This window comes from Paenibacillus sp. N22P23 (assembly GCF_059383735.1).
In genome coordinates, this window is the sequence record NZ_JBXENT010000001.1 from 654,097 (window position 1) to 676,843 (window position 22,747).

Genomic DNA, 22,747 nt, shown 5'->3' on the forward strand with positions numbered 1-22,747 from the left:
TGTTATGACCGTCAGAGAGTTGTTCTCTGGCGGTTTTTACATTATAGGCGTGCTCAGAGGCACGTATCTTCTAGCCATGCTCGTAGGTTTTGATTTTTGACGGTGGAAGCAGTAAGTCTCTATAATAGGACTTATGAGATTTGAGAGACAGGGGATCGAATGATGAACGAACGTAACAACAATCGAACGGTTCGCGCTGAAGAACCGCTTCCGATTGACGGGCTTCTGACTGAGCTGCGGCAGGTGCTTGAAGAGCGGAATTCTGCCGTGCTCGTAGCGTCGCCCGGTGCTGGTAAGACGACACGGGTACCGCTCGCTTTGCTGGATGCACCGTGGCTTCAAGGCCAACGCATACTTATGCTGGAGCCGCGCCGATTAGCGGCACGATCCGCAGCGCGTTACATGGCTTCAGCTTTAGGGGAACAAGTAGGAGGAACGGTCGGTTATCGCGTACGAATGGATACCAAAGTCGGACCGAATACCGTTATTGAAGTCATTACGGAAGGCGTTCTGACACGGATGCTGCAAACGGATCCTGCGCTTGAAGGCGTTGGTCTAGTCATCTTTGATGAGTTTCATGAGCGGCATTTGCATGGCGATCTGGGGCTGGCATTATGTCTGCAAACGCAGTCAGTCCTGCGAGAGGAGCTGCGGCTGCTTGTCATGTCGGCTACGCTGGAAGCAGAGCCTGTTGCGGCATTGCTTGGAGATGCACCTATGCTTGTGAGCGAGGGACGTGCGTACCCGGTCGAGACATACTATGCTGCCAAACCGGTTTCCGGCAGAATTGAGGAAGCAGCCGTACGGACTGTTATTGAAGCGATGCGTCAGCATGAAGGGGATGCGCTTGTATTTCTGCCCGGAGCCGGTGAAATTAGACGGGTTGAAGGGCTGCTGCGCACTGCCCAATCCTCGTCTTCACTGCCCGGGTCGGCGGAATCGCTAACCATCATGCCGCTCTATGGTTCGCTGCCGCCGGAGGCGCAGGATCGTGCCGTCGCACCGCCTAGCGCGCCAGGAATGCGAAAAATCGTCCTCGCCACCTCAATTGCGGAATCCAGCGTCACCGTGCGCGGTGTGCGTATTGTTGTGGACGCAGGACTTAGCCGCGTACCGCGTTTCTCGGCACGTACCGGAATGGCGAGACTTGAGACGGTACCCGTCTCTATCGCTTCCGCAGATCAACGGCGCGGTCGTGCCGGACGGGAAGCGCCAGGCTTCTGTTACCGGCTGTGGACGGAACAGATGCATGATCAGTTGCAGCCTCAGAGTGATCCGGAGCTGCTCGGTGCCGAGCTGGCGCCGCTTGCACTAGAGCTCGCGATTTGGGGAATCGCTGATCCAAGCGAGGATCTGGCTTGGCTCACGAAGCCGCCGGCAGCAGCGTATTCGCATGCGATGGAGTTGCTCCGGGAGCTTGAAGCCATCGATGCCCAAGCTAAGCCTACCGCTCATGGGCGTGAAATGGCGGAGCTTGGTATGCATCCGAGGCTGGCGCATATGGTGCTGGAAGCCAAGAAGCTCGGGCTTGGCCGCCTCGCGTGCGAGCTCGCGGCACTGCTGAGCGACCGCGACTTGCTGCGCCAGTCTCGCAGCATCGATATGCAGCTGCGTCTTGATGCGCTGCACGGGCGTGCTGCAGGTGAGCAGCCAGACGAAGCTGCGGTGAAGCGCATTGCAGCAGAGGCGAAGGAATGGATGCGCACCGCAGGCATCCGTGATGCTGCGCCGCAGCCGGGAGACAGCTGCGGGTTGCTGCTAGCGCTGGCGTATCCCGACCGCATAGCGCAGCGCCGGCATGATGGGCGCTATTTGCTGCGCAGCGGTCGAGGCGCAGCCATCCAAGAGCTGCAGCCGTTATCGAGCTTGGCTTATCTGGCCTCGGCGGAGCTGGAGGACAGCGGAAGTGACAGCCGAATTCAGCTGGCAGCACCGATAACGCTTGCGGAGATTGAGCACCATTTTGCCGATCAGATCGAGACGGAAACGGAAGTGAATTGGAATCGCCAGACGGAATCCGTGCGAGCACGACGCAGATTGCGGCTTGGGGCGCTGATTCTCAAGGAAACGCAGCTCACAGATGCTGAACCCGCTCTCGTTGTTGAAGCACTGCTCAGTGGCATTGCTGAACAGGGGTTGGAGCTGCTGCCTTGGACGAAGCAAGCGAGGCAGCTGCAAGCGCGGATTGCTCTTATGCATACCCACAATAGCAGTTGGCCTGATGTTTCGAATGAGGCTTTGATATCTTCGTTGTCTGATTGGCTTTCTCCTTATATTGGCGGCATGAGAAGCCGAAATGATCTTTCGCGGCTGTCTATGATAACGCTATTGGAATCGCTGCTCACTTGGCAGGAACGTTCGGAGCTGGATCAGGAAGTACCTACGCATATTACGGTGCCGAGCGGCTCGCGCATTCCGGTCGATTACAGCGATCCGGCAGCGCCTTTCATCGCCGTTCGTTTGCAGGAGTTGTTTGGACTTCAGCAAACGCCTCGCATTGCAGGAGGGAAACTGCCAGTGACGATTCATCTGCTTTCTCCGGCACAACGTCCCGTGCAGGTGACACAGGATCTGGCTAGCTTCTGGCAGCATGCCTATTTTGAAATTAAGAAAGATTTGAAAGGTCGCTATCCGAAGCATTACTGGCCGGATAATCCGCTGGAGGCAGAACCGACTAACCGCGCGAAACCGCGCCCCAAGAATTAAGGAGGTTTGCTTCATGACACTTACTTTACTAGACAAGCTCGTTCTGGGTTATATCATCATTATAAATGTATACGTGTTCGCCTTGATGCGCATAGACAAAACGCGGTCCGTCCGCGATCGCAGACACCGCATTCCCGAGCGTCGACTGCTCGGAATGAGCGCCATCGGTGGAGCGCTCGGCGGGTTTATAGCCATGCGAATGTTCCGGCATAAGACGAAGCACCCTTCCTTTTCTGTCGGGCTGCCACTCCTGCTTATTTTGCATATTATCGTATTGATTTGGCTGCTCCGAACGGTGCTGTAACAGTCGTATCCTGTCTAAAATGGGATGGATTGACTCCGGTTGTTTGGTTATGCTATATTGGTCACTCGTGCTCCGCCCTGGAGCCTTAGCTATTATCACATATTTTCAGACCAAGCCGCATGCGAATGCGGCTTTCGCCGCCTCCTGATTAGTCTACCGGGTACTGGCAGTGAGAGCCGTGTACGCTTCTAAAGAATGTAAGCGGCTTGCAGTCGCAGAGGGAGGTAACTGACATGACCGTTCAAAGTGCCTTTCAAGAAGAGGCTGCGCGCGTAGACGAAGTGCTGATGCAAATTCGCAAACAGCTTCGCGAAATCGGACCGCGCTACACCGGCAATGATTTCACCGAGCAAATGTTGGAACTGCAGCGCGAACAGCGGCAGCAACGGCTGGAGGTGGCCGAGCGAGAGCCTTATTTTGGCCGAATTGATTTTCAAGAGATGGTGCATCCTGCACCGAAACCGCTCTATATTGGAAAAGCCGGCGTTGCCCATGAGAAGTCGAATGAAGTGATGGTCGTCGACTGGCGTGCGCCTGTGGCAAGCTTGTTCTATGCTTTCAGCGGCGGGGAAGCTCCTGTTACGTATGAATCGCCAGATGGTGATGTTGAAGGTACGGTGCATCTCAAACGCAACTTGATGATCCGGGACGGGAAGCTTGAGCGGGTTGTCGACAGCTACGTGCGGGGTCAGGAAGAAGAGTCCGTTACTGATGAGTTTCTACTCTATCGGCTGGGTGAGAGCAAGGACAACAAGCTTCGCGATATCGTTTCGACGATTCAACAGGAGCAGGATCGCATCATTCGTACGGATAAAAATAAAGCTGTTTTCATTCAAGGGGTTGCGGGTAGTGGAAAAACAACCGTTGCGCTGCACAGGCTAGCTTACCTGCTTTATCGTTATGCAGGCGCTATCCGAGCTGAGCGCATGGTTATTTTCGCTCCGAACAGAATGTTTCTTGATTATATTTCCGGCGTCTTGCCGGAGCTGGGTGTTGGTGACATTCTGCAGACTACGTTTGCCGATTGGGCGCAAGAGCAGCTGCAGCATGAGGTTCGTCTGGATGAAGCTTATGATCCTTTCGTGTATTGGTTCGAACAGCCGAGGACGCGGGACGAAATGGAGCATGCCCCGAGTCGTGTGAAAGGTAGTCTTGCCTTTAAGAAGTTGGTTGACGAGAAGCTGGCTCTGACCGAAGCCTCGCTTATTCCGGAGCAGTCCTTCGAGCCAATGCCTGGTTGGAAGGTAACGCCGGCTATGATCGTCGAGTGGCTTTCAACGGACGATGCAAGCGAGCCGTATATGAAGCGACGCAACCGGCTGGTTAGCCGGCTCAAGCGCTGGCTGGAGTCTGAGTGGAAGACGCGCAGACTGACCGACAGCAAGCTGAAGTCGCAGCTGGGCACGAAGCTGAATGCATATTCGAAGAAAATTCCTTCGTATACGGCATCCCAGCTCTACAGCTCGTTGCTGCGTGAGCCGGCTGCTCAAGAGCTGCTGCCCGCCAAAAGCACGGCAGCGACGATCAAAGCGCTGAAGCAGAAGCTTGTTCAGCCGGAGGATCTGGCGCCGCTTGTTTATATTCAGCTGCGGCTGTTCGGATTTGAGCATTCGCCATATGATCACATCGTAATCGATGAGGCGCAGGATTACTCGCCGTTCCAGCTTGAAGCGCTGAAGCAGTGTCAGCGTCAGCCGTCGATGACGGTGCTAGGCGACTTGCAGCAAGGGATTCACGGCTATGTCGGCATTCATAGCTGGAAGGAGCTGACATCGCTGCTGCCGGACGAAGATACGGGCTATTTCGAGCTGGACCGGAGTTATCGATCCACGATGGAAATTATCGATTTCGCGAACCTTGTTCTCGGAGCGATGGGGACTGGCGTGAAGCCGGCTGTACCCGTATTCCGCAGCGGCGAAATGGTGGAAGTGACGAACGCTTCCACCGACGAGAAGCGGCTCACGATGGTCGTTGAAACCGTGAAAGAATGGCAGAAATCCGGCCATTACCGGACGATGGCCGTACTTGGCAGAACGGCACGCTCTTGTGAGGAGATAGCCGATAAGCTTGCTGAAGCAGGCATCGCGGCTTCGCTCGTGCAGAGCAAGCAGGATGCCTATGGCGGCGGGTTGACCGTCGTACCTGCTTATTTGTCCAAGGGTCTTGAGTTCGACGCTGTACTGATCGCGGATGCGGACGGTGACAGCTTCGGCAGCAACGATGCAAAGCTGCTCTACGTGGCTTGCACCCGTGCGCTGCACAAGCTGAAGCTGCTTTATTGCGGCGAATTGACCTCCTTGGTTTCCGAGCCGGTAGCTGCTGTTTAGTGTTTTTAGTATTTGTGTGAGGGCTGTCCCATCTGTCATCAGTTGATGACAGGGGGGCAGCTCTTTTTCTTTGTAGGGGGGCAGCTGAGGCTGAATGTCGGAAAATTCGACCTCAGTACTGAAATTGCCTCGATTTCGCCGCCTGCGCAGGCCGAGAGTAGGAAAAACCGACTCTCAGCGGCAAAACAGTCGCTTAAAAGGGCTGAGAGTAGGAAAATCCGACTCTCAGAACCGAAATTGCCTCGATTTCGCCGCCTGCGCCTGCCGAGAGTAGGAAAACCCAACTCTCAGCAGCAATACAGTCGCTTAAAAGGGCTGAGAGTAGGAAAATCCGACTCTCAGAACTGAAATTGCCTCGAGTTCGCTGCCTGCGCCTGCCAAGAGTAGGAAAACCCTACTCTCAGCAGCAAAACCATCGCTTAAAAAGGCTGAGAGTAGGAAAACCCAACTCTAAGTACTTAGAGAGAATCGATTTCGGAGATTGTACCACTTCGAGAGCGGAGTATCCGCACCAGCTCCTTGGAGGTTGCTCATAATTAGGTATCGCCGCCATCGCAGGCTGTGACCGCCTATTCCCCCCATTTTCAAAATAAGAAAGAAAATAATTCAACTTTTCTCTTTTTGCCGGAGGACAATACCGATACTATGTGGAGGGAAGGTCCTAAACTGCATGGCGTAAAGGAAGGGATTGGTGAACATGAACTTGAACTTGAACAAATCCACGATTCCAGACGAACTAATTCCGTTGATGGACGATTTTGGCCGGTTGCTTCGCTTGCATGTGCCGCATCTCGTGCATGGACTTTATCTTCAAGGCTCGATTGCCCTAGGCGGTTATCAAAGCATGAAGAGCGATATAGATTTCATTGTGGTGTTAAATCAAGCGGTCATTGAAGAGGAAGATCATGCGAAAATTACTGCTATCCATGAGGAATTACATGCACAGCAACCTTTTCACCTTGCGGCTGAAGGGCTATATACGAGCTTGGCACATTTGAGCAAGAAGGCGGAACCGGCAGGGGAGACATTTCCGAGACTGATCCATGGCGGGAACAAGAGGCTTCATACAGGTTATGTTGATGCCACTTCAGCATGGATATTGAGGAACCATGGAATTCCTGTATTTGGTCCTGAAATAGATAAGCTCGACATCGTCGTGGATTGGGAAGAAATACGGGCAGCGATGGACTATAATTTGAACGTCTACTGGGCGGGGAAAGCCGATCGCGCAGAGCTCTATATGGATGAAGAATGGATCGAATTCGCTGTTCTGACGCTTGCCCGAATCGTTTATACAATGGAGCATAACAGTATGATAACGAAGCTAGAAGCAGGTCAATATTTGCTGCAGCAGGAGACGAATCGGTGGCACCGTGTTCTCCGGGAAGCCGTGCAGATCCGCAGCGGCGGTACCGGCGGTACGATGTATGACACGGATCTGGAACGTGCACAAGAGGTGCAGCAGTTTGTGTTGACTACAATTGCGGAATGCAACGCGAAGTATCATTTCTAACGATTCCGAATTCGGTTTCCGGCAGGACAGGCTGAGGCGAATTATGCTATGCTAATGACTTGAGTGTCAGAATGACCACTTCGCAGATTACATCAGTCAAAGGAGTTTACATAACGAATGGATTTTGTCGTAGAGTACTTATCGTTTTTTGTGATACAAGGTGAAGGTGGCGACAATAGCGCCGCGAAGACGTTTAAACATTTTCAAACCTTGGATCGGTATGATTATGCCGAGAGCGAGCTGAAGTCCTTCCTTGATGGGGAGTTCACGCGTATCTGTAAACGGAAGGCAGAACGTCATCCGAGCACGGAAGGCGCGCCGACCAAAATCGGCCGTTTTATCGTGGAGCCCGGCTACGAGCTGGACAGCAACCCGAACTATAATACGTTCCAACGGCTCCGTTCGTCTGCTTCGGCCTCAGAATTTCATGGTTTTGCCGATGAGCTCGTTCGCCTCTATATGGAGGCGGCAGCTGTACGCGGCGGTGCGTTATTAGTTGTACATGCCACGCCGAATCGTCATACGGATGAGCCGCTGATATTCGTATTGAAATGTGATTTCGAACCGAAAATCGCCCGTATTACGGATGAGCATAACCTCATTTCTCATGTCGAGATGGCAATCAGCGCGCGCAATATGAAGTCGATCCAATATCCGTTCATGCCGGAAGAAGGTATGCTGGAGCCATGGGAACTCAAGATCCATCAAGCGTCGCATGCCCGGTATTTTGAGGATTTTCTTCGATTTGTCAGCTACGAGAAGGCGATGCCTGAGCTGATGAGCGAGCATATGCTGACGATGGTCCATGAGTATATGGAAGACAAATGGCAGGGGCATGTAGGTGAAGAGCGGCAGCAAGAAGAGAACCAGTTCGAGGTGTGGGCGGCCAGCGAGAAGCGGGAGCTGCAGCAGTCTTGGGATCAGGAGCGGGTCGTTGCCGCGGCGGAACGTCTGGTCGAGCAACAGCCGAACTTAAGCGTTGCGTTTAAGCTTGGCGAGATTTCGGTGAAAGGACCGCTTGCGGAATTTGGGCAATCGATTCATTTTGCAACCTATAATGGCCGTTATATTGCACTCATTGAAGGGGATGCCTTCCAATTCGACCGCAGTATGTCACCGGTTGAATTGCTGCAGCCGCCGGATTTGCTGGAAGTGCTCGAAGTCGTCGGACGGAAGAAAGAGAAGGCGGACACGAGCAAGGATAATCTGCCTTACTAAGACCATAATGGCGGAAGATAGGGGCTTCGGATGAGACGTCGTATCCTATATTTCATTGCAGCTTTGGTGCTAATTGTACTTGGGGTGTCTGTAAGGCACTTCGCTGATGCGCTGCCTGATTGGGTCGCGAATCACGCAGGCGATGCCCTTTGGGCAGGTATGATATATGTTGGTTGTCGAGCTTGCTTGGTTCGACAGCGTGCATCGCTGGCAGCCGGAATTAGCTTCCTATTCTGTATGGCGATAGAATTCAGTCAGCTGTATCAGGCGGATTGGATTCATACGCTGCGCTCGACTGTCATTGGCGGACTGGTGCTGGGGCAGGGATTTCTTGGCATCGATCTGATCCGATATACGGTGGGCATCCTAATCTTATATGGATTGGATATCGGGATCAGGGCGGTTTATGGACGAATGGTCAAAAGAATGGCATACAAGAGCGATCTGTGAGCGTTGTGCTTGCAGGTCGCTTTTTTGTGCAGGTTGCGAAGTTTATCCATAGATCGCTACAATAGAGGAAAAAGATACCAGGGAAGGGCGGCTGTTATGAATCGGGGAAAAGCAGTTGCAATCGTAACGGGTACGTCGCGAGGCATTGGTGAGGCATTGGCACTTGAGCTGCTATCAGCCGGATATGAGGTTTATGGATTATCACGTTCGGAATCAAGCCAGCTAGCAGGGCGTGATCAATTCACTTCTGTACCTTGTGATTTGGCGAATACCGAAGAACTTGAGCAGATAATTGATCGTTTGTTTGTGGAGATTGGCGAATACACTGAAGTAGGCGAAATGCTGCTCGTCAATAACGCCGCGATGTTGGAGCCATTAAAGCCGATTGATGCAATCAGCACTTCGGAAATGACTGCGCATCTACAGACAAGCCTGCTGGCACCGATGCTGCTCTGCAGCCGATTTATTCGCCATACGCGCACATTACCTACACTTCGCCGCAAAACAATCGTTAATGTGACATCCGGACTTGCCGAGTATCCGGCTCCTTCCATGAGCATGTATTGCAGCGGCAAGGCAGCGCTTAATATGCTGACACGGTGTATTGCGGACGAACAGCGGGATGAACCGAATGCGGTTCACGTGTTCGCTTTCGATCCCGGTATGACCGATACACAGATGCAGACTGTTGCGCGCGGACGGGACAAGTCGGATTTTCCACTGCAAAGCTTCTTTCAAACCAGCTATGAACAAGGGAAATTGCGTTCGACCGCTGAGGTGGCGGCTGAGCTGTTTCGCTTACTCGGGAAGTCTCCTCAGAGCGGCAGCCTTCTGCGTGCATTCGAGAATGATCGGTAGCTGTTCATATTTTGTTCATGGAGCGGCCTTATAATAAGCGCAAGAAAGAGTAATTTATAGACCGGAGATGATCACCATGACCAAACTGCTTATCGTAGATGACGATCCCCATATTCGCGAACTTATATCGCTGCTTCTTGCTGCTGAAGGCTTCGAGATTGTCGAAGCGGGCGATGGGAGGGAAGCGCTCGCCGTTCTTGAATCAACACAAGTTCAGCTTGTCATTCTGGACGTGATGATGCCGAATATGGATGGCTGGGAGCTGTGCAAGGAGATTCGCGACGGCATGGAGCTGCCTGTTCTGATGCTGACGGCAAAAGGAGAGACGAGCCAGAAAGTAAAAGGGTTCGAGCTTGGCGCGGACGACTATCTCGTAAAACCGTTCGAGCCGCTTGAGCTGATAGCCAGGGTGAAGGCACTGCTGAAGCGTTATCGCATCGCAACTTCACAAACGGTGCAAGCCGGAGGGGTTGTACTGAATCGGTCAACCTATTCGGTGACGGTTGAAGATACGACGATGACACTGCCGATGAAGGAATTTGAACTATTGTTCAAGTTAGCGAGTTACCCGGGCAAAACCTTCTCTCGTGAGCAATTGATCGAACAGCTCTGGGGTTACGATTACGAAGGCGATGAGCGAACGGTGGATGTTCATATTAAGCGTCTTCGCGAGAAGTTTCCTGAGGAACAAAGCCGGTTTCGCATTCAGACTATTCGTGGTCTTGGCTATCGGTTGGAGGTATAGTGATGCCGAAATGGAAGAGGTTTCTCTTTGGCTTAGCAGGTGTTCTGCTAATGAATCTCGCAATATATACGAGCTATACGGCTGCTTACACCATCGTTTCTTATACGAAAGAAAAGCGGAATCACTCCACGGTTACATCGGCGCTGCTTCATGAGGTTGATCTGATTACAATTACGCTTGCTAATCGAGAAAATGTATCGGAGTGGATCGGCGGCTTGAAGTCGATTTCGAACAGTAAGGGCTATCGGTTTATAGTGATAGATGCCACTGGTCGCGAGCAACGTGTCGGTGAATTGCGTGATGGCGGCAAAGAAGTCGCAACGGCGGTTGAGCAAGAGCATACTGCTAAAGTGCTTGGCGGTGGAAGCGTCGAAGATGTGGAGCGAGGTAATTTTGTTGGTAAAGGTCTCGCGTTGGTGGGGATGCCTGTTGATATTGGCGGAAAGCGCTATGCACTGTTCGCTGAACGGATCGTACCTGGCATATATGCCGGATTCTTGGAGCAGGTGTTTACCGTGTTCCTCGGCTTCCTTCTCTTGTTTATTGTCTTGTTCATTATTGGACGGCCATGGAGGCATCGGGAGGGTTTCAATATCTATATCTCGGCGATTCGCCGCATGTCGAAAGGGGATTTCTCCGTCACGATTGAATTGCCGAAGCAAATGCGCGGTGAATTCAGTGAACTTGCCCACAGCATTAATGATATGGCTGCGGAGCTGAGTCAGATGGAGCAAATGCGGCAAACATTTATCTCTAACGTGTCGCATGAAATCCAATCACCGCTGACGTCCATTCGAGGCTTCGCACGTGTTTTGCAACAATCGAAGTTGGAAGAGGAACAGCGCCAGCACTATGCGAGCATCATTGAAACCGAGAGTGTGCGCCTCTCCAGGTTGAGCGATAACTTGCTGAAGCTAACAACATTAGAGGCCGATCAGCAGCCCATGCGAATGAAGCCCTTTCGGCTTGATCAGCAGCTGCGTTCCACGATTCTGGCTTGTGAGCCGCAGTGGACGGAAAAAGATTTGCTCATGGATGTGAATTTAGACGAAGAAGTCACTTACAGTGGTGATGAAGAGCTGCTGTCGCAGGTATGGACAAACGTGCTGGCGAACAGCATGAAGTTCACGCCGGAGGGTGGTAGTATTTCCATTGAAGTGAAAAGGACAAGCGGCGGAGCGAGTGTCTGTATTTCGGATAACGGTGTGGGGATCTCTCAGGAGGATCTGCCTCATATCTTCGAGCGTTTCTTCAAGGCGGATAAAGCGCGCAGCCGTATGGCAAGCGGGAGCGGACTTGGTTTATCCATCGTAAAGCGTATTGTCGAGATGCACGGCGGAACGGTCAACGCGAGCAGCAAACCCGGAAGCGGGACTACAATTACGGTATTACTGCCTGATGCAGCAGTTAAGCAGCAATAGTGTGAAGCTATGACGGAAAAATGAAGAGGTTGCAACGTCTTGTGGGACGATTGCAGCTTCTTTTTTGTTATTTCCAGTTTTTACTATGGCTGATATACTGGGAGGAAACATGCGTTATAACCGGAGGAGATAAAATGAGGATTTTGATTGTCTCCGATGAAGAGTCAAAATATATCTGGGATCATTTTGAACCCAAGAAGTTTCAAGACATTAGCATCATCATTTCATGCGGGGATCTAAAACAGGAATATTTATCCTTCCTTGTTAGCATGATTCACGCACCATTATTTTATGTTCACGGTAATCATGATTCTACATATAAGCAAGTTCCACCTGAAGGGTGCGAAAGTATTGAAGACCGAATTGTTACATGTAAAGGAGTTCGAATATTGGGACTTGGCGGCAGTTATCGTTACAGTCCAGGCGAATTTCAGTACTCTGAGAGGCAAATGAAATGGAGAATAACGAAACTGAAGGCAAAGTTATGGTGGACCAAAGGCGTTGATATTCTAGTCACTCATGCTCCGGCGTACAAAATAGGTGATGGCGAGGATCTGTGTCATAGAGGGTTCGAATGTTTTATTGAATTTATAAATCAATATCATCCAACATTATTACTTCATGGTCATCAGCATTTGAACTATGGTAGAAACGAAAGAATTCATCATTATAAAAATACTAAAATCATTAATGCTTTTGGTTACTATATCGTAGAGATCTAGCATGAATAAATAAGGAGAGCCAAAAAATGAAGAGAGTCGACGTTGCTTATTCATTAATTACGAATCAGTCAAAAACGAAAGTATTAATGGTCAAAAATGTAGGCAACTCGAGTTGGTCGCTTCCTGGCGGAGCTGTTGAAGAAGGTGAAACGTTAGAGCAGGCTGCTGTAAGGGAAGCAAAAGAAGAGACCGGTTTGGAAGTCAAAGTGTTTGGCATCGTGGCATTAAACGAGTGCAGATCACAACAATCACAGCACCATCTCTTATTCTTCATCTTCAGAGCTGAGATCACCGGTGGAGAAGAAGCTATACAAAGACCGAATGAAATCTCAGAAATTGCGTGGGTCGAGATTGAGAAAGTGGATGCATTACTGCCATTTTACAATAACGGATTTGCACAACTGTTTGGCGGAAATGAAATTACGTATATTGATGAGGGATATTTGGGTGAGTGACCTTAGGATTCAACTATGCACAATGGAAGATCTAGAGCTGCTTGCCGTATTGAATAAAGAGCTCATTGAAGATGAGAAACATGACAATACGATGGATGTTGAACAATTGAAAGAGCGAATGAAGCATTTCATCGAAACCGACTATACGGCATATAAATTCGTGGTGCGCGATGTAGTTAGAGGTTACGCACTGGTTAATCATAATAGGGAGCCACTTTATCTAAGGCATTTTTTTATTTGTCGGAATGATAGAAGAAACGGGTATGGTAGATTGGCTTTTCTGAAGTTGACTGAATGTTTAAATACATCGGAATTGGATTTAGAAGTCATGCACTGGAATGAGGCAGCTCATCATTTCTGGAAGTCGCTGGGGTTTAAAGAAAGAAGTATTTATATGAGGTTGGAGAGTTCGGGAAAGTAAGCTGACAATAGAAGGAGAGCCACGCATGATCTCAATTCAAAAGGTTGAATACGAGCAGAAATCCATTCTGCGAAATTTATTGGAGCTGTACCGATACGATTTTAGCGAGTTTTTTCCGGAAGATGATCTCAATCCGCAAGGGTTGTTTGAGTATAAATACTTCGATCATTATTGGACAGAAGACGGTAGATTCCCGTTCTTAATCAAAGTTGATGATAAGTTGGCAGGATTTGCTCTCGTCAGAGAGCTTGGCACCAATGACAGGCAAGAAACGATCTATTGGATGGCTGAGTTTTTTGTACTGAAGAATTATAGAAGGCTGAAAGTCGGACAAAGTGCTGCTTACCAGCTGTTTAATCGCTTCTCCGGATCATGGAAAGTTGCTCAAATCGAAGCGAATGTACCTGCAAAAGCTTTCTGGAGGAAGACCATAAACAGCTACACGAATGGTGTTTATGAAGAAATCAGTGAGGCGGGTTGGGATGGTCCGATTCAAACGTTTTCGTCAGCCAAACAGGATAACGGTGCAGGAGAGGTCTTGTCCAGCACACCTCATATACTGATGGGTTCGTCGGAGGATGCGGCATATGTGCGAAATAAGCTGATCGAATATAACTCTAAGCACGCGCCAAACGGCAGGTACGAGGAAGTTAATTTATGTTTGAAGGATGATAAGGGCGAGATTATTGCGGGTCTAAATAGTGTTATGAAGTGGAACTGGATGGAAATTGATATTTTATGGATAGCTGATGCACAACGTGGGCAAGGGCTCGGGAAGCGGCTTTTGGAAAAAGCAGAGCAGATTGCAAGAGCAAAAGACTGTACGTTTATCAAGTTAAATACATTCAGTTTCCAAGCTCCGGAGTTCTATAAAAAGTACGGATATCAGGTAATCGGGATTATCGAGAATGCTCCATTAGGCAATAAACACTATTACTACAAGAAGGATTTGGATTAGGTTGTCTACGACTCAATAAGGCTCTTGCAAACTCTCTAATGGTAGGTGCTTCCATGGAAGAAATAACACTCATTCTAATTAGCAAATTTGAAGAAATCGAACGAAGAATACGTTCCGTTCTCGAGCTATTGAATGATGAAGAAGTTAATTGGCGTCCGAATGAATCAAGCAACAGCATCGCGAACTTGATCGTACATATCAGTGGCAATATTAATGAAAGAATCTTGAACGGCATACTTAACCGAAACGCGGCGAGAAACAGAGATGAAGAGTTTGAAGAATTATATAGAACGAAACAAGAACTGCTCGATATAACGCATGAATCTTTTCATATTACGATCGAAACGATTAAAGGATTGACGAGCGAGGACTGGTGTAAGACGCAGATTGTTAGAAACAAGGAAAGAACTCATATGGAAGTAGTCATTCAATGTGCTGCTCATTTCTCTGAGCATTTGGGACAACTTTTTTATATTGGAAAGATGATCAAGAACACGGAGTACGTAACGACATCGATTCCGAAAAGGATCAAGCCGTAAATGGAGGAATTGCCATGAAACCAAGATTATTAAATGTTGATAGTATTTATTTGCCGGTGAAGAATCGCGAGCAATCCATGGCGTGGTTTATAAGGAACTTTAGGCTCATTCAAGACGATCAGAACAGACTGAAAATCGGAGATGTCGAAGTATTTTTCTTAGAGACTCTGGATGAATCGAACTCTACTCTTCTGACCAAAGATTGGGTTGAAGGTAATGATCATTTTCCGATGGCAGCCTATTGTTTACGGACGGAAGGAATCACGGAATTATATAACGACTTGAACATGGATGGAGTAGAAACGGAAGAAATCCAGGATCATGGCTGGTTTCTTGAGTTTGATTTCTATGATCTTGATCGCAATAAGTTCAAGGTTTGGGAGCCGAAGAGTAAGTAATGCGTTACTGAAATACCCCGCGGAGGTATCGATGGAAGTCAAGAAACCGTTATGGAGAACGCTGCAGAAGTGCGGATTTAAACCTCTGTACTATGAAGGAATTTTTTGATTATGGAATACAAATATTGAGGCCTTACTGGCCGGACATAGATGGAGTGAATCAGATTGCCAGCGAATGTCACACACAAAATCTACACGATGTGTATGGTGCAGGATGGGACGAAAGTGCTGTTAATGAATAGGCCCGATAAGCGCGGTTTTCCGGGCTACATAGCTCCGGGAGGCAAGGTTGATTTTCCGGAAAGTATTGTCGATGGGGCCATACGAGAGGTCAGGGAAGAAACGGGATTAGTCGTGAAAGACATCATTTATAAAGGGCTGGATGAATTTTGCGAACCTAATCAAGGATTACGGTATATGGTGTTTAATTATTTGGCTACATCCTTTGAGGGGGAGCTGCTTAGCAACCCACCTGAAGGGGAGTTATTATGGGTGGAAATCAATGACGCCTTAGATCTGCCTATGCAGGATTGGTTTAAGCGAAGATTTCCGTTGTTCTTTGAACCGGGGACGTTCGAATTAAGTTTCGTATGGGATGAGAAACAAGATGAAACCTTAGGCCAGACGATCAAGAATTATGGTGTGGGCAAAGTTAAAGTTAATGTAGCTGATCGATGAACAGCTTGATTGAGCTGACTTCCTTTCCAGTCGCGAATATCTAACGAACCGTAGGGGCGTTATTGGGCCGAATTTCTGCGCTCCGAGAAGCTAACGAACCGTAGAGACGTTATTCTGGCGAAATCGGCTTCTAAATACCTGCAAAGTGTCAAATAGAGCCGCTAGGGTTCGTTAGAATTTTGTTGGAGCTATTTTTTGGCAATTAAGACCCCCACGGTTCGTTAGAATTTTTGTATTGGAGGTTGGGAAAATGAAATCCTACGCCGTTGGTTATTTTCTCCTTTCCGTTGTGATTACTATCATATTGTTCATTACACTTGCAGTAATCTTGCAATTCTCAGGTGACGAAGGACTCTTGATTATGATTGGAATCATCATTTCGCTTCAGATCTCTTTTCTAACTGGCTGGACCATCAACAAATTGAATCAAATTCAAAGAAAGCGATAAATAAAAAAGTGAAGAAAGCGAGTGGATCCGCTATGTCGAACACGAATGTAGGACTCGATCTTGAACGCATTATTTTCATCGGAAGAACCTTTAAAGAATATTGTGATATTTTCAACCTGTCTAAGGAAGATGTATTGAATAATAAGATATTGGATTGCCCATCAGGCGCCTGCTCGTTTACCGCGATTGCTAATCAGCTTGGCGGAGATGTTACAGCTGCAGATATCGCCTACTACCATCCCGTTGAGTCGCTTAAAGAAAAAGGTCTTCAAGATCTGGAGCATGGCATCGCACATATTCAGAAGGTGAATCAAAATTATCGGTGGGATTATTTCGAATCAACGGATGAGCTGCATGCAACAAGATCGAAAGCGTTGATAGACTGCACGAACGATATGATTGCAAATCCACAGCGTTATGTTGCCGCAACGTTACCTCAATTGCCGTTTGCAGATAAGCAGTTCGATATAACGTTATCGGCGCATTTCTTGTTTATGTATGCGGACCGGCTGGATCTTAGCTTCCACAAAGCTACGCTTACCGAACTCATGAGGGTAACTAGAAGAGAAATCCGTCTATTTCCGCTCGTCGATCAAACCAGTGAACGGTCTGAGTTTGTTGACGATATGCTCAGCTTTATTCAGCAGATGGGCTGGAGTTATGAGATTCAAGACACAACCTATGAGTTTCAACGAAATGCTAATCAAATGTTAATCATTACCGCTGCGGGAGAGTAAGAATGAACCTTTTTACGATTGAGTGTGAGGACGTCTTGCTAAGAGAATTTATAGCTGCGGATTTGGAGCCTTTCCATTCCCTGACCTGGCAGCCGGAAATTCATGAATTTCTGCCTGGCTGGAATGTTTCGAGAGAGCAACGAGAAGATTGGTTCATCAACTACGAAATACCGGAAAATAATGCGTTTCTACGTGCCATATCAGACGAAAGCGGCGACATTGGTGAATTGCGCCTTCGTTTGGGCATTATTCATAAAGAGTCGGGAGAGCTTATTGGCTGGTGCTGTACGGGAATGAAGGACGAACTGCCGGCTCCTAACCGTGAGATCATGTATGCAATTTCAAAGGATCATCGGGGAAAAGGATATACCACGCAGGCGGCAAAAGGGTTAATTCAGTACTTATTCGAGCATTCCAATGTTGAGGTGCTTAATGCGGTAGCGCTTCTGCGAAACAAACCTTCGAATAAAGTCATCGATAAATGCGGGTTCACGTTCCAAGGGATCATCGAAATGGATGATGAGCGATTTAATTCCTACAGGTTGAATAAACAGCATTGGAGAAAGTAGGTAGTTGGTAAAATGGCTGAGCGGAACTTCCCGCTCAGCCTGTTTTTATTCCACTAGTATGTCATTGCGGCCAAGTGTAACGGAGCGAATGGCATTTCGCAAATGTGGAGCGCTTAGCCCCCCGTCGATATGGAACTCGCGGATGGCATCCGTATCCTTAAGCATACTGCCGGTAAGGATGCACGCTGCCGTTTCCTCAGGCGCGATGATGCCATCTCGCACGAGTATGCGAAGCCCGGCGACAGCCGCCGCGGAAGCGGGTTCGCAGCCGATGCCGCTTCGGTCGACGCAGGCTTTGGCTTCCATGATCTCTGCGTCACTGACAGCTGCGGTTACGCCATCCGTCATATCGAGCATGCGCAGCGCCTTGAGCCAGCTCGGCGGGTTACCGATATTCAGCGCGGACGCCCGCGTCGAAGGTTTCAGCTCTGATGTGAGCGTGCGAAGTGAGGCTGCGACCATGCGATGGAAGGGGCTTGCACCTTCAGCTTGAATGACGGCTACTCGTGGCAGCCTATCTATAAACCCTAGTGTGTACAGATCTTGCAATCCTTGTCCAAGTGCAGCTGCATTGCTGAGTGCGCCTCCCGGAAGTACGATCCAGTCAGGCAGTTGCCAGTCGAGATCATGGGCGAGCTCGAAAATAATGCTTTTCTGACCTTCGATACGCAACGGATTAATGGAATTGCACACATACATGCCAAGCTGCTCGGCATTGCTGCTTAGCCATTGAATGCCGTCGTCGTAGGTGCCGCTAAACGTATTTACCGTTGCCCCATAAGCAAGTGTTTGCAGCACTTTATTAGGTGATACCTCACTGCTCGGCACTAGAACCATAGCCTGCATGTTCGCTGCAGCCGCATACATGGCTAGTGATGAAGAGGTGTTCCCTGTTGAGGTACAGGCGAAGGTAGAGTAGCCGAGCCACTTGCCGTGTGACACGGCAACGGCCATGCCATTGTCTTTGAAAGAACCGCTCGGATTCTCGCTTTGAGCCTTCAAGTATAGGCGGCGAACACCGGCAAACTCCCGTACCGGTGCCGGTTCGTACAACCCCGTATTGCCTTCGTTTCTAGTCACAACGGCAGCCTCCGGCAGTTCAGGAGCAATGAGCTCCTTATACCGCCACACGCCGCTGGCCGCGATGCAGTTTCGCATCCCGCGCCGCTCATCGAATATCCGCTTCAACCGCGCAGCATCCGCCTGACTGAAATCATGAACGATTCGCAGTAATCCCCCGCATATACAATGATACTGCATCGGTTTTTGGTCTAGCACCACCAGGGCTCCACATTCAATACAAGCTGCCTGCATCGACGCCATGCCTCCCTTTAGCTGTTCTTTAATGTTTGTTCGCTTGTGAAGCCGCTTCATACTTCATACAATAAATTGGAATCATTAATAATTCCAATACAGAGTTTTACGGTTAACATAACTTATAATTATGATAAACACTGCTAAGGCTAGCTGTCTGTCTCAATAGGGAGGCTCTAACGAACGATGAACCTGTACGGATTTATTGTCTTTCACCATGTCGCTGCTTCGGGCAGTGTTACAAGAGCGGCTGAAATCCTTCGTATCAGCCAGCCGGCAGTTACTGCACATGTACGCAATATGGCAGCTGAGCTTGGACTCACACTGCTGGCGCCGAAAGGAAGAGGGATTTTACTCACTGAAGCAGGTGAGCGTGTGGCCAAGCACGCGGCTAAACTATTTGCGCTCCAGAATGAAATCGCGCGTGATCTCGATCAATACCGCTCCGGTGAAGCAGGAGAGCTTCGCATTGCGGCTACTTCTTTGCCAGCCAACTTCTTGCTTCCGGAAAAGCTGGTTTCCTTCAAGTCTGTTTATCCGGAGGTTCATGTCTCCATACAGACGCTGAATGCAAGCGATGCGCTTGGGGCTCTTCAACATTATAAGGCGGATCTCGCTGTTATTGGAGGCGGGGGAGATTCGCGTCCAGGACTGGATCGGACGCTACTGCTTGAGGATGAGCTTTGGTTTGTCGTAGGGGCAAATCATCGATATGCAGGGCAGCGTGTAACTTTTGCAACGATTATGGAAGAGCCTTTCATCATGCGTGAACCGGGCAGTGCTGCGCGAGAGAGACTGCTTTCTTTATGCCGCGTTCAAGGTACTAGCTTGCCTAGAGCGGCCTTGCAGGTGAGCGGCGTACATGAATCGATTCATGCCGCTGCAGCAGGACTCGGAGTATCGTTCGTATCTTCACTTGAAGCGAATCGTGCCGTATTACGTGGTGAGCTGGCCCGAGTAGAGGTGGAAGGGGCGGACCTTAGCAATCCGATTGTTCTGTATACGAGGGAAGGAGAATCGCTGCCGCCTGCTGCTCAGCATTTTATCGATGTGATCATGAAGCAAGCGGAGGTGATGGTTTGATCGATGTCGAATCTGAGAGGTCAAATCGAAAGTTTCTAAGTCGGCCTGTCATAATCCTAGTAGTCTTTATCTATGTTTGTATGCTGGCGGGATCGATCATCGCCCGGCTTCATGCTCAGGATAACACGTATGCGAGTGATGTTAGTCGCCTTATGGAGGTTCGTATCTTTAAGACAGTTCATGTGCAAGAAACAGCAGATATTAAGGGGGCACTTGAGGAAGCCAAACGAAGAGGACTGCCGATCTCTGTTTCCGGGGCCAATCACAGCCAAGGGGGACAAACCTTCATAGAGAATGCGATCGTGCTGGATATGAAGCCCTATCATCAGGTGCTCCGACTTGACGTGAAGCGTAAAGAAATAACCGTCCAAAGCGGTGCGACTTGGGAGCAAGTACAGGAGGCGCTGAATCCCTATGGCCTCTCACCTCGAATCATGCAATCGCAAAATCTGTTCACCGTAGGCGGCACAATGAGCGTTAATGCGCATGGGCGGGATATTCACGAAGGTCCATTTATCGAGTCGGTTCGATCTTTTCGGCTGATGAATGCGAATGGCAATATAGTGAAGGTGAGTAGAGAGGAAGAGCCTGAACTGTTTGCGAATGTCATAGGCGGCTATGGATTATTTGGTATCATCTTGGACGTCACGTTATCTCTTACGGAGGATGAGGTTTACAAGCAGCATGTGATGCCTGTTCATTATGAGGCTTTCCCGGAACTCTTCAAGAAGCAAGTGCGCAAGCAGCCATCTGTCGTAATGGCGATTGCGCGATTGTCGGTGTCACCAGACTCATTCTTAACAGACATGTTCGTCACTACGTATGAGCGGACCGAAGATCCGTTGGATGAAGATCTGCGGGAGCTTCGAGAGGAGAATTTTGCAAGTACAGGGATTACGAAGTTCGTATTTGGCTTGTCACGCAAATGGGAATGGGGAAAGGAGCTTGTCTGGAAGCTGCAAAAGAAAGGTTATCTTCTTAGTGACGGAGATCTGATCTCACGTAACAATGCAATGCGCCCGGCAGCCAAGTTTATGGAATACGCCGATACGCAGCGGACGGACTTATTGCAGGAGTATTTCGTACCGCTTGATCAATTTAAGCCTTTTGTTGATGGTATGAGAACGATTATGCGCGAGGATGAGCTTAATTTGCTCAATATTACGGTTCGTTATGTGCCACAGAACGAGGAGTCGACGCTTTCTTATGCGAAGAACGAAAGCTTCGCTTTTGTGCTGCTCTTTAATAACAAACGTTCCGCGGCTGAGGTAGAGAAGCTTGCAGCATCCACTCGGCGTTTGATCGACTTAGCGATTCAGAGCGGCGGCACGTACTATTTGCCGTATCAGCTGTTTGCAGACGGAGAGCAGCTTCGAACCGCTTATCCGAAGACGGACGCGTTCTTTGAAGCCAAGCGGCGGGTAGACCCGAGTCTGCTATTCCAAAATGAATTTTATGCGAGGTATGCGAAATGACGAAGACGATGCGTTTCATGATGCTCTCGCAAAGTATGATGACGTTCGGTTCAGGAATTGTGTTCCCGTTCTATCTGATTTTCGTTAAAGAAATCGGCGGAGACTTCACGCAATATGGCATTGCCTACGGCTTATTTACGCTCTGTTCGGCATATCTGAATTGGTGGTTTGGCAAATCGTCGGACAAATATGGCCGCAAATTATTTCTACTGCTGAGTGCTTGGGGGACAGCGGTATTGTTTCTTATTTTCCCCATCGTAACAAGCATTTGGCAGGTATACGCACTTCAAATTGCGATGGGCGCGTTCGGTGCGATGCAGCGTACATGTGAAAAGGCTTTTCTAGCCGATCTGACAGAGGAAGGACGCCGTGGCGAGCAAATCGGACGTTATCATGTCGGAGTGTCCATCTTCTCGGGAGTCGCTGTTATTGCTGGCGGTTTCCTTATTGATTTGTTCACGCTGGATTTGATGTTTTATTTGGGATCGGTCATCTTGTTTATTAGTGGACTTATGCTTTCGCGTGTGGATGAAGCAGAAGTGCATACACGAAGCTGAGCGTCATACAAACATACTGTACTTTTTGACATTGTCTCCAATAAGACTTTCTTACATGCAGCGCTTCGCCGTACATCGATCGCCCCTTGCCGGTACACTCTAATCAGCGTGTTCGCATTCTAACGAAGAGGCAGGGATCAATACCTTATGGCAAAGCTTCTGTATATTACTGCGCATCCTCATGATCACCAGGCTTCGTATAGTATGGCCGTCGGCAAAGCATTCATTGATTCCTACAAAGAGTCACACTTGCAGGATGAAGTCGTTCATTTGGATTTGTACAACACGCAAATTCCTTATATCGATGCTGATGTGTTCAGCGGGTGGGGGAAGCTGAGGGGCGGTGGCAGCTTTGATGAGTTATCGGCCGAGGAGAAGCAGAAGGTGACACGGCTTGGCGAGCTGTCGGATCAGTTTGTCGAGGCGGATAAGTATGTGTTTGTTTCGCCGATGTGGAACTTCTCTTATCCACCGATTATGAAGGCCTATATTGACGCGATTTGCGTCGCGGGCAAGACGTTCAAATATACGCCGCAAGGTCCCGTTGGTCTCCTGCCAGACAAATCAGCCATTCATATTCAAGCCAGTGGCGGAATCTACTCCGAAGGTCCGGCAGCTGACTTCGAATGCGGGCATAAGCACTTATCGAAGATTATGCAGTTCTTCGGAATTACGGATTTCAAAGGCATCTTCGTTGAAGGCATGAATGCGGCCCCCGATCAGGCTCCGGCTATTAAGGAAAAGGCGATCGCAGAGGCGCAGAAGGAAGCCAAAGTATTCGGCAACCAATTAGCAGCCGCAAGGAAATAACGAATAAGAACTCCTTCCTCCACAGGCACTGGTTTCAGCGC

Annotated in this window: 24 protein-coding genes and 1 pseudogene; 24 read left to right on the plus strand and 1 reads right to left on the minus strand. The window is 49.1% G+C overall.

Translation table 11 applies throughout. From position 1 onward, the window contains the following. Positions 1-159 precede the first annotated feature (159 nt). The 20 genes and pseudogenes from hrpB (at position 160) to AC506A_RS03345 (ending at position 17,467) form a co-directional block, all read left to right on the plus strand. On the plus strand, positions 160-2,706 hold the full coding sequence (hrpB, locus tag AC506A_RS03250; protein ID WP_495459535.1) for an ATP-dependent helicase HrpB: 2,547 nt from the start codon (positions 160-162) through the stop codon (positions 2,704-2,706). 13 nt (positions 2,707-2,719) lie between these two features. After that, the gene (locus AC506A_RS03255) at positions 2,720-3,010 is read left to right on the plus strand and encodes a DUF1294 domain-containing protein (protein WP_495459536.1); all 291 of its coding nucleotides are present in this window, start codon (positions 2,720-2,722) and stop codon (positions 3,008-3,010) included. Positions 3,011-3,243: 233 nt separating this feature from the next. Continuing rightward, complete coding sequence (locus AC506A_RS03260) at positions 3,244-5,337, plus strand: HelD family protein (protein WP_495459537.1); 2,094 nt, start codon at positions 3,244-3,246, stop codon at positions 5,335-5,337. 697 nt (positions 5,338-6,034) lie between these two features. Then, a complete protein-coding gene (locus AC506A_RS03265) occupies positions 6,035-6,850 on the plus strand; it encodes an aminoglycoside adenylyltransferase domain-containing protein (RefSeq protein ID WP_495459538.1) in 816 nt (271 codons plus the stop codon). Positions 6,851-6,967: 117 nt separating this feature from the next. Further along, positions 6,968-8,068, plus strand: coding sequence for a DUF3900 domain-containing protein (locus tag AC506A_RS03270; RefSeq protein ID WP_495459539.1), 1,101 nt, complete (start codon positions 6,968-6,970; stop codon positions 8,066-8,068). A gap of 30 nt (positions 8,069-8,098) precedes the next feature. Beyond that, the gene (locus tag AC506A_RS03275) at positions 8,099-8,518 is read left to right on the plus strand and encodes a ribosomal maturation YjgA family protein (RefSeq protein WP_495459540.1); all 420 of its coding nucleotides are present in this window, start codon (positions 8,099-8,101) and stop codon (positions 8,516-8,518) included. 96 nt (positions 8,519-8,614) lie between these two features. Next, positions 8,615-9,376: an SDR family NAD(P)-dependent oxidoreductase gene (locus AC506A_RS03280; RefSeq protein ID WP_495459541.1), complete on the plus strand. Its 762-nt coding sequence runs from the start codon at positions 8,615-8,617 to the stop codon at positions 9,374-9,376. 76 nt (positions 9,377-9,452) lie between these two features. Further along, a complete protein-coding gene (locus AC506A_RS03285) occupies positions 9,453-10,121 on the plus strand; it encodes a response regulator transcription factor (protein WP_495459542.1) in 669 nt (222 codons plus the stop codon). A gap of 2 nt (positions 10,122-10,123) precedes the next feature. Beyond that, positions 10,124-11,542 carry a sensor histidine kinase gene (locus tag AC506A_RS03290; RefSeq protein ID WP_495459543.1) on the plus strand — a complete coding sequence of 473 codons (1,419 nt, stop codon included), beginning with the start codon at positions 10,124-10,126 and terminating at the stop codon, positions 11,540-11,542. 134 nt (positions 11,543-11,676) lie between these two features. Beyond that, positions 11,677-12,264: a metallophosphoesterase family protein gene (locus AC506A_RS03295; protein ID WP_495459544.1), complete on the plus strand. Its 588-nt coding sequence runs from the start codon at positions 11,677-11,679 to the stop codon at positions 12,262-12,264. 26 nt (positions 12,265-12,290) lie between these two features. Further along, the gene (locus AC506A_RS03300) at positions 12,291-12,719 is read left to right on the plus strand and encodes an NUDIX hydrolase (RefSeq protein ID WP_495459545.1); all 429 of its coding nucleotides are present in this window, start codon (positions 12,291-12,293) and stop codon (positions 12,717-12,719) included. A gap of 22 nt (positions 12,720-12,741) precedes the next feature. Continuing rightward, entirely contained in the window at positions 12,742-13,140 is a 399-nt protein-coding gene (locus AC506A_RS03305; RefSeq protein WP_495459546.1) for a GNAT family N-acetyltransferase, read from the plus strand. A 25-nt stretch (positions 13,141-13,165) separates the two neighbouring features. Next, positions 13,166-13,555 (plus strand): annotated as a pseudogene (locus tag AC506A_RS03310) (GNAT family N-acetyltransferase); the annotation flags it as partial. A gap of 147 nt (positions 13,556-13,702) precedes the next feature. Beyond that, positions 13,703-14,098 carry a GNAT family N-acetyltransferase gene (locus AC506A_RS03315; protein ID WP_495460959.1) on the plus strand — a complete coding sequence of 132 codons (396 nt, stop codon included), beginning with the start codon at positions 13,703-13,705 and terminating at the stop codon, positions 14,096-14,098. A 53-nt stretch (positions 14,099-14,151) separates the two neighbouring features. Beyond that, entirely contained in the window at positions 14,152-14,637 is a 486-nt protein-coding gene (locus AC506A_RS03320; protein WP_495459547.1) for a DUF1572 family protein, read from the plus strand. Between the two features lie 14 nt (positions 14,638-14,651). Further along, on the plus strand, positions 14,652-15,035 hold the full coding sequence (locus AC506A_RS03325; RefSeq protein WP_495459548.1) for a hypothetical protein: 384 nt from the start codon (positions 14,652-14,654) through the stop codon (positions 15,033-15,035). Between the two features lie 198 nt (positions 15,036-15,233). Next, the gene (locus tag AC506A_RS03330; protein WP_495460960.1) at positions 15,234-15,713 is read left to right on the plus strand and encodes an 8-oxo-dGTP diphosphatase; all 480 of its coding nucleotides are present in this window, start codon (positions 15,234-15,236) and stop codon (positions 15,711-15,713) included. Positions 15,714-15,963: 250 nt separating this feature from the next. Beyond that, on the plus strand, positions 15,964-16,161 hold the full coding sequence (locus AC506A_RS03335) for a hypothetical protein (RefSeq protein WP_495459549.1): 198 nt from the start codon (positions 15,964-15,966) through the stop codon (positions 16,159-16,161). A 32-nt stretch (positions 16,162-16,193) separates the two neighbouring features. Next, entirely contained in the window at positions 16,194-16,898 is a 705-nt protein-coding gene (locus AC506A_RS03340) for a class I SAM-dependent methyltransferase (RefSeq protein ID WP_495459550.1), read from the plus strand. 2 nt (positions 16,899-16,900) lie between these two features. Then, positions 16,901-17,467: a GNAT family N-acetyltransferase gene (locus AC506A_RS03345; RefSeq protein ID WP_495459551.1), complete on the plus strand. Its 567-nt coding sequence runs from the start codon at positions 16,901-16,903 to the stop codon at positions 17,465-17,467. Positions 17,468-17,512: 45 nt separating this feature from the next. Here the strand turns inward: AC506A_RS03345 and thrC are convergent, their stop codons facing one another. Further along, the gene (thrC, locus tag AC506A_RS03350) at positions 17,513-18,781 is read right to left on the minus strand and encodes a threonine synthase (RefSeq protein ID WP_495459552.1); all 1,269 of its coding nucleotides are present in this window, start codon (positions 18,779-18,781) and stop codon (positions 17,513-17,515) included. A gap of 186 nt (positions 18,782-18,967) precedes the next feature. On the opposite strand from thrC, the gene AC506A_RS03355 reads away from it, so the two are divergent. The 4 genes from AC506A_RS03355 to AC506A_RS03370 all read left to right on the plus strand — a co-directional run bounded on the left by AC506A_RS03355 (position 18,968) and on the right by AC506A_RS03370 (position 22,706). After that, positions 18,968-19,864: a LysR substrate-binding domain-containing protein gene (locus AC506A_RS03355; RefSeq protein WP_495459553.1), complete on the plus strand. Its 897-nt coding sequence runs from the start codon at positions 18,968-18,970 to the stop codon at positions 19,862-19,864. After that, positions 19,861-21,339, plus strand: a complete 1,479-nt coding sequence (locus AC506A_RS03360) for an FAD-binding oxidoreductase (protein WP_495459554.1) — start codon at positions 19,861-19,863, stop codon at positions 21,337-21,339. The genes AC506A_RS03355 and AC506A_RS03360 overlap by 4 nt, the downstream gene beginning before the upstream one ends. Next, a complete protein-coding gene (locus AC506A_RS03365; protein ID WP_495459555.1) occupies positions 21,336-21,896 on the plus strand; it encodes an MFS transporter in 561 nt (186 codons plus the stop codon). The genes AC506A_RS03360 and AC506A_RS03365 overlap by 4 nt, the downstream gene beginning before the upstream one ends. A gap of 147 nt (positions 21,897-22,043) precedes the next feature. Continuing rightward, the gene (locus tag AC506A_RS03370; RefSeq protein ID WP_495459556.1) at positions 22,044-22,706 is read left to right on the plus strand and encodes an FMN-dependent NADH-azoreductase; all 663 of its coding nucleotides are present in this window, start codon (positions 22,044-22,046) and stop codon (positions 22,704-22,706) included. The last annotated feature ends 41 nt before the right edge of the window (positions 22,707-22,747 follow it).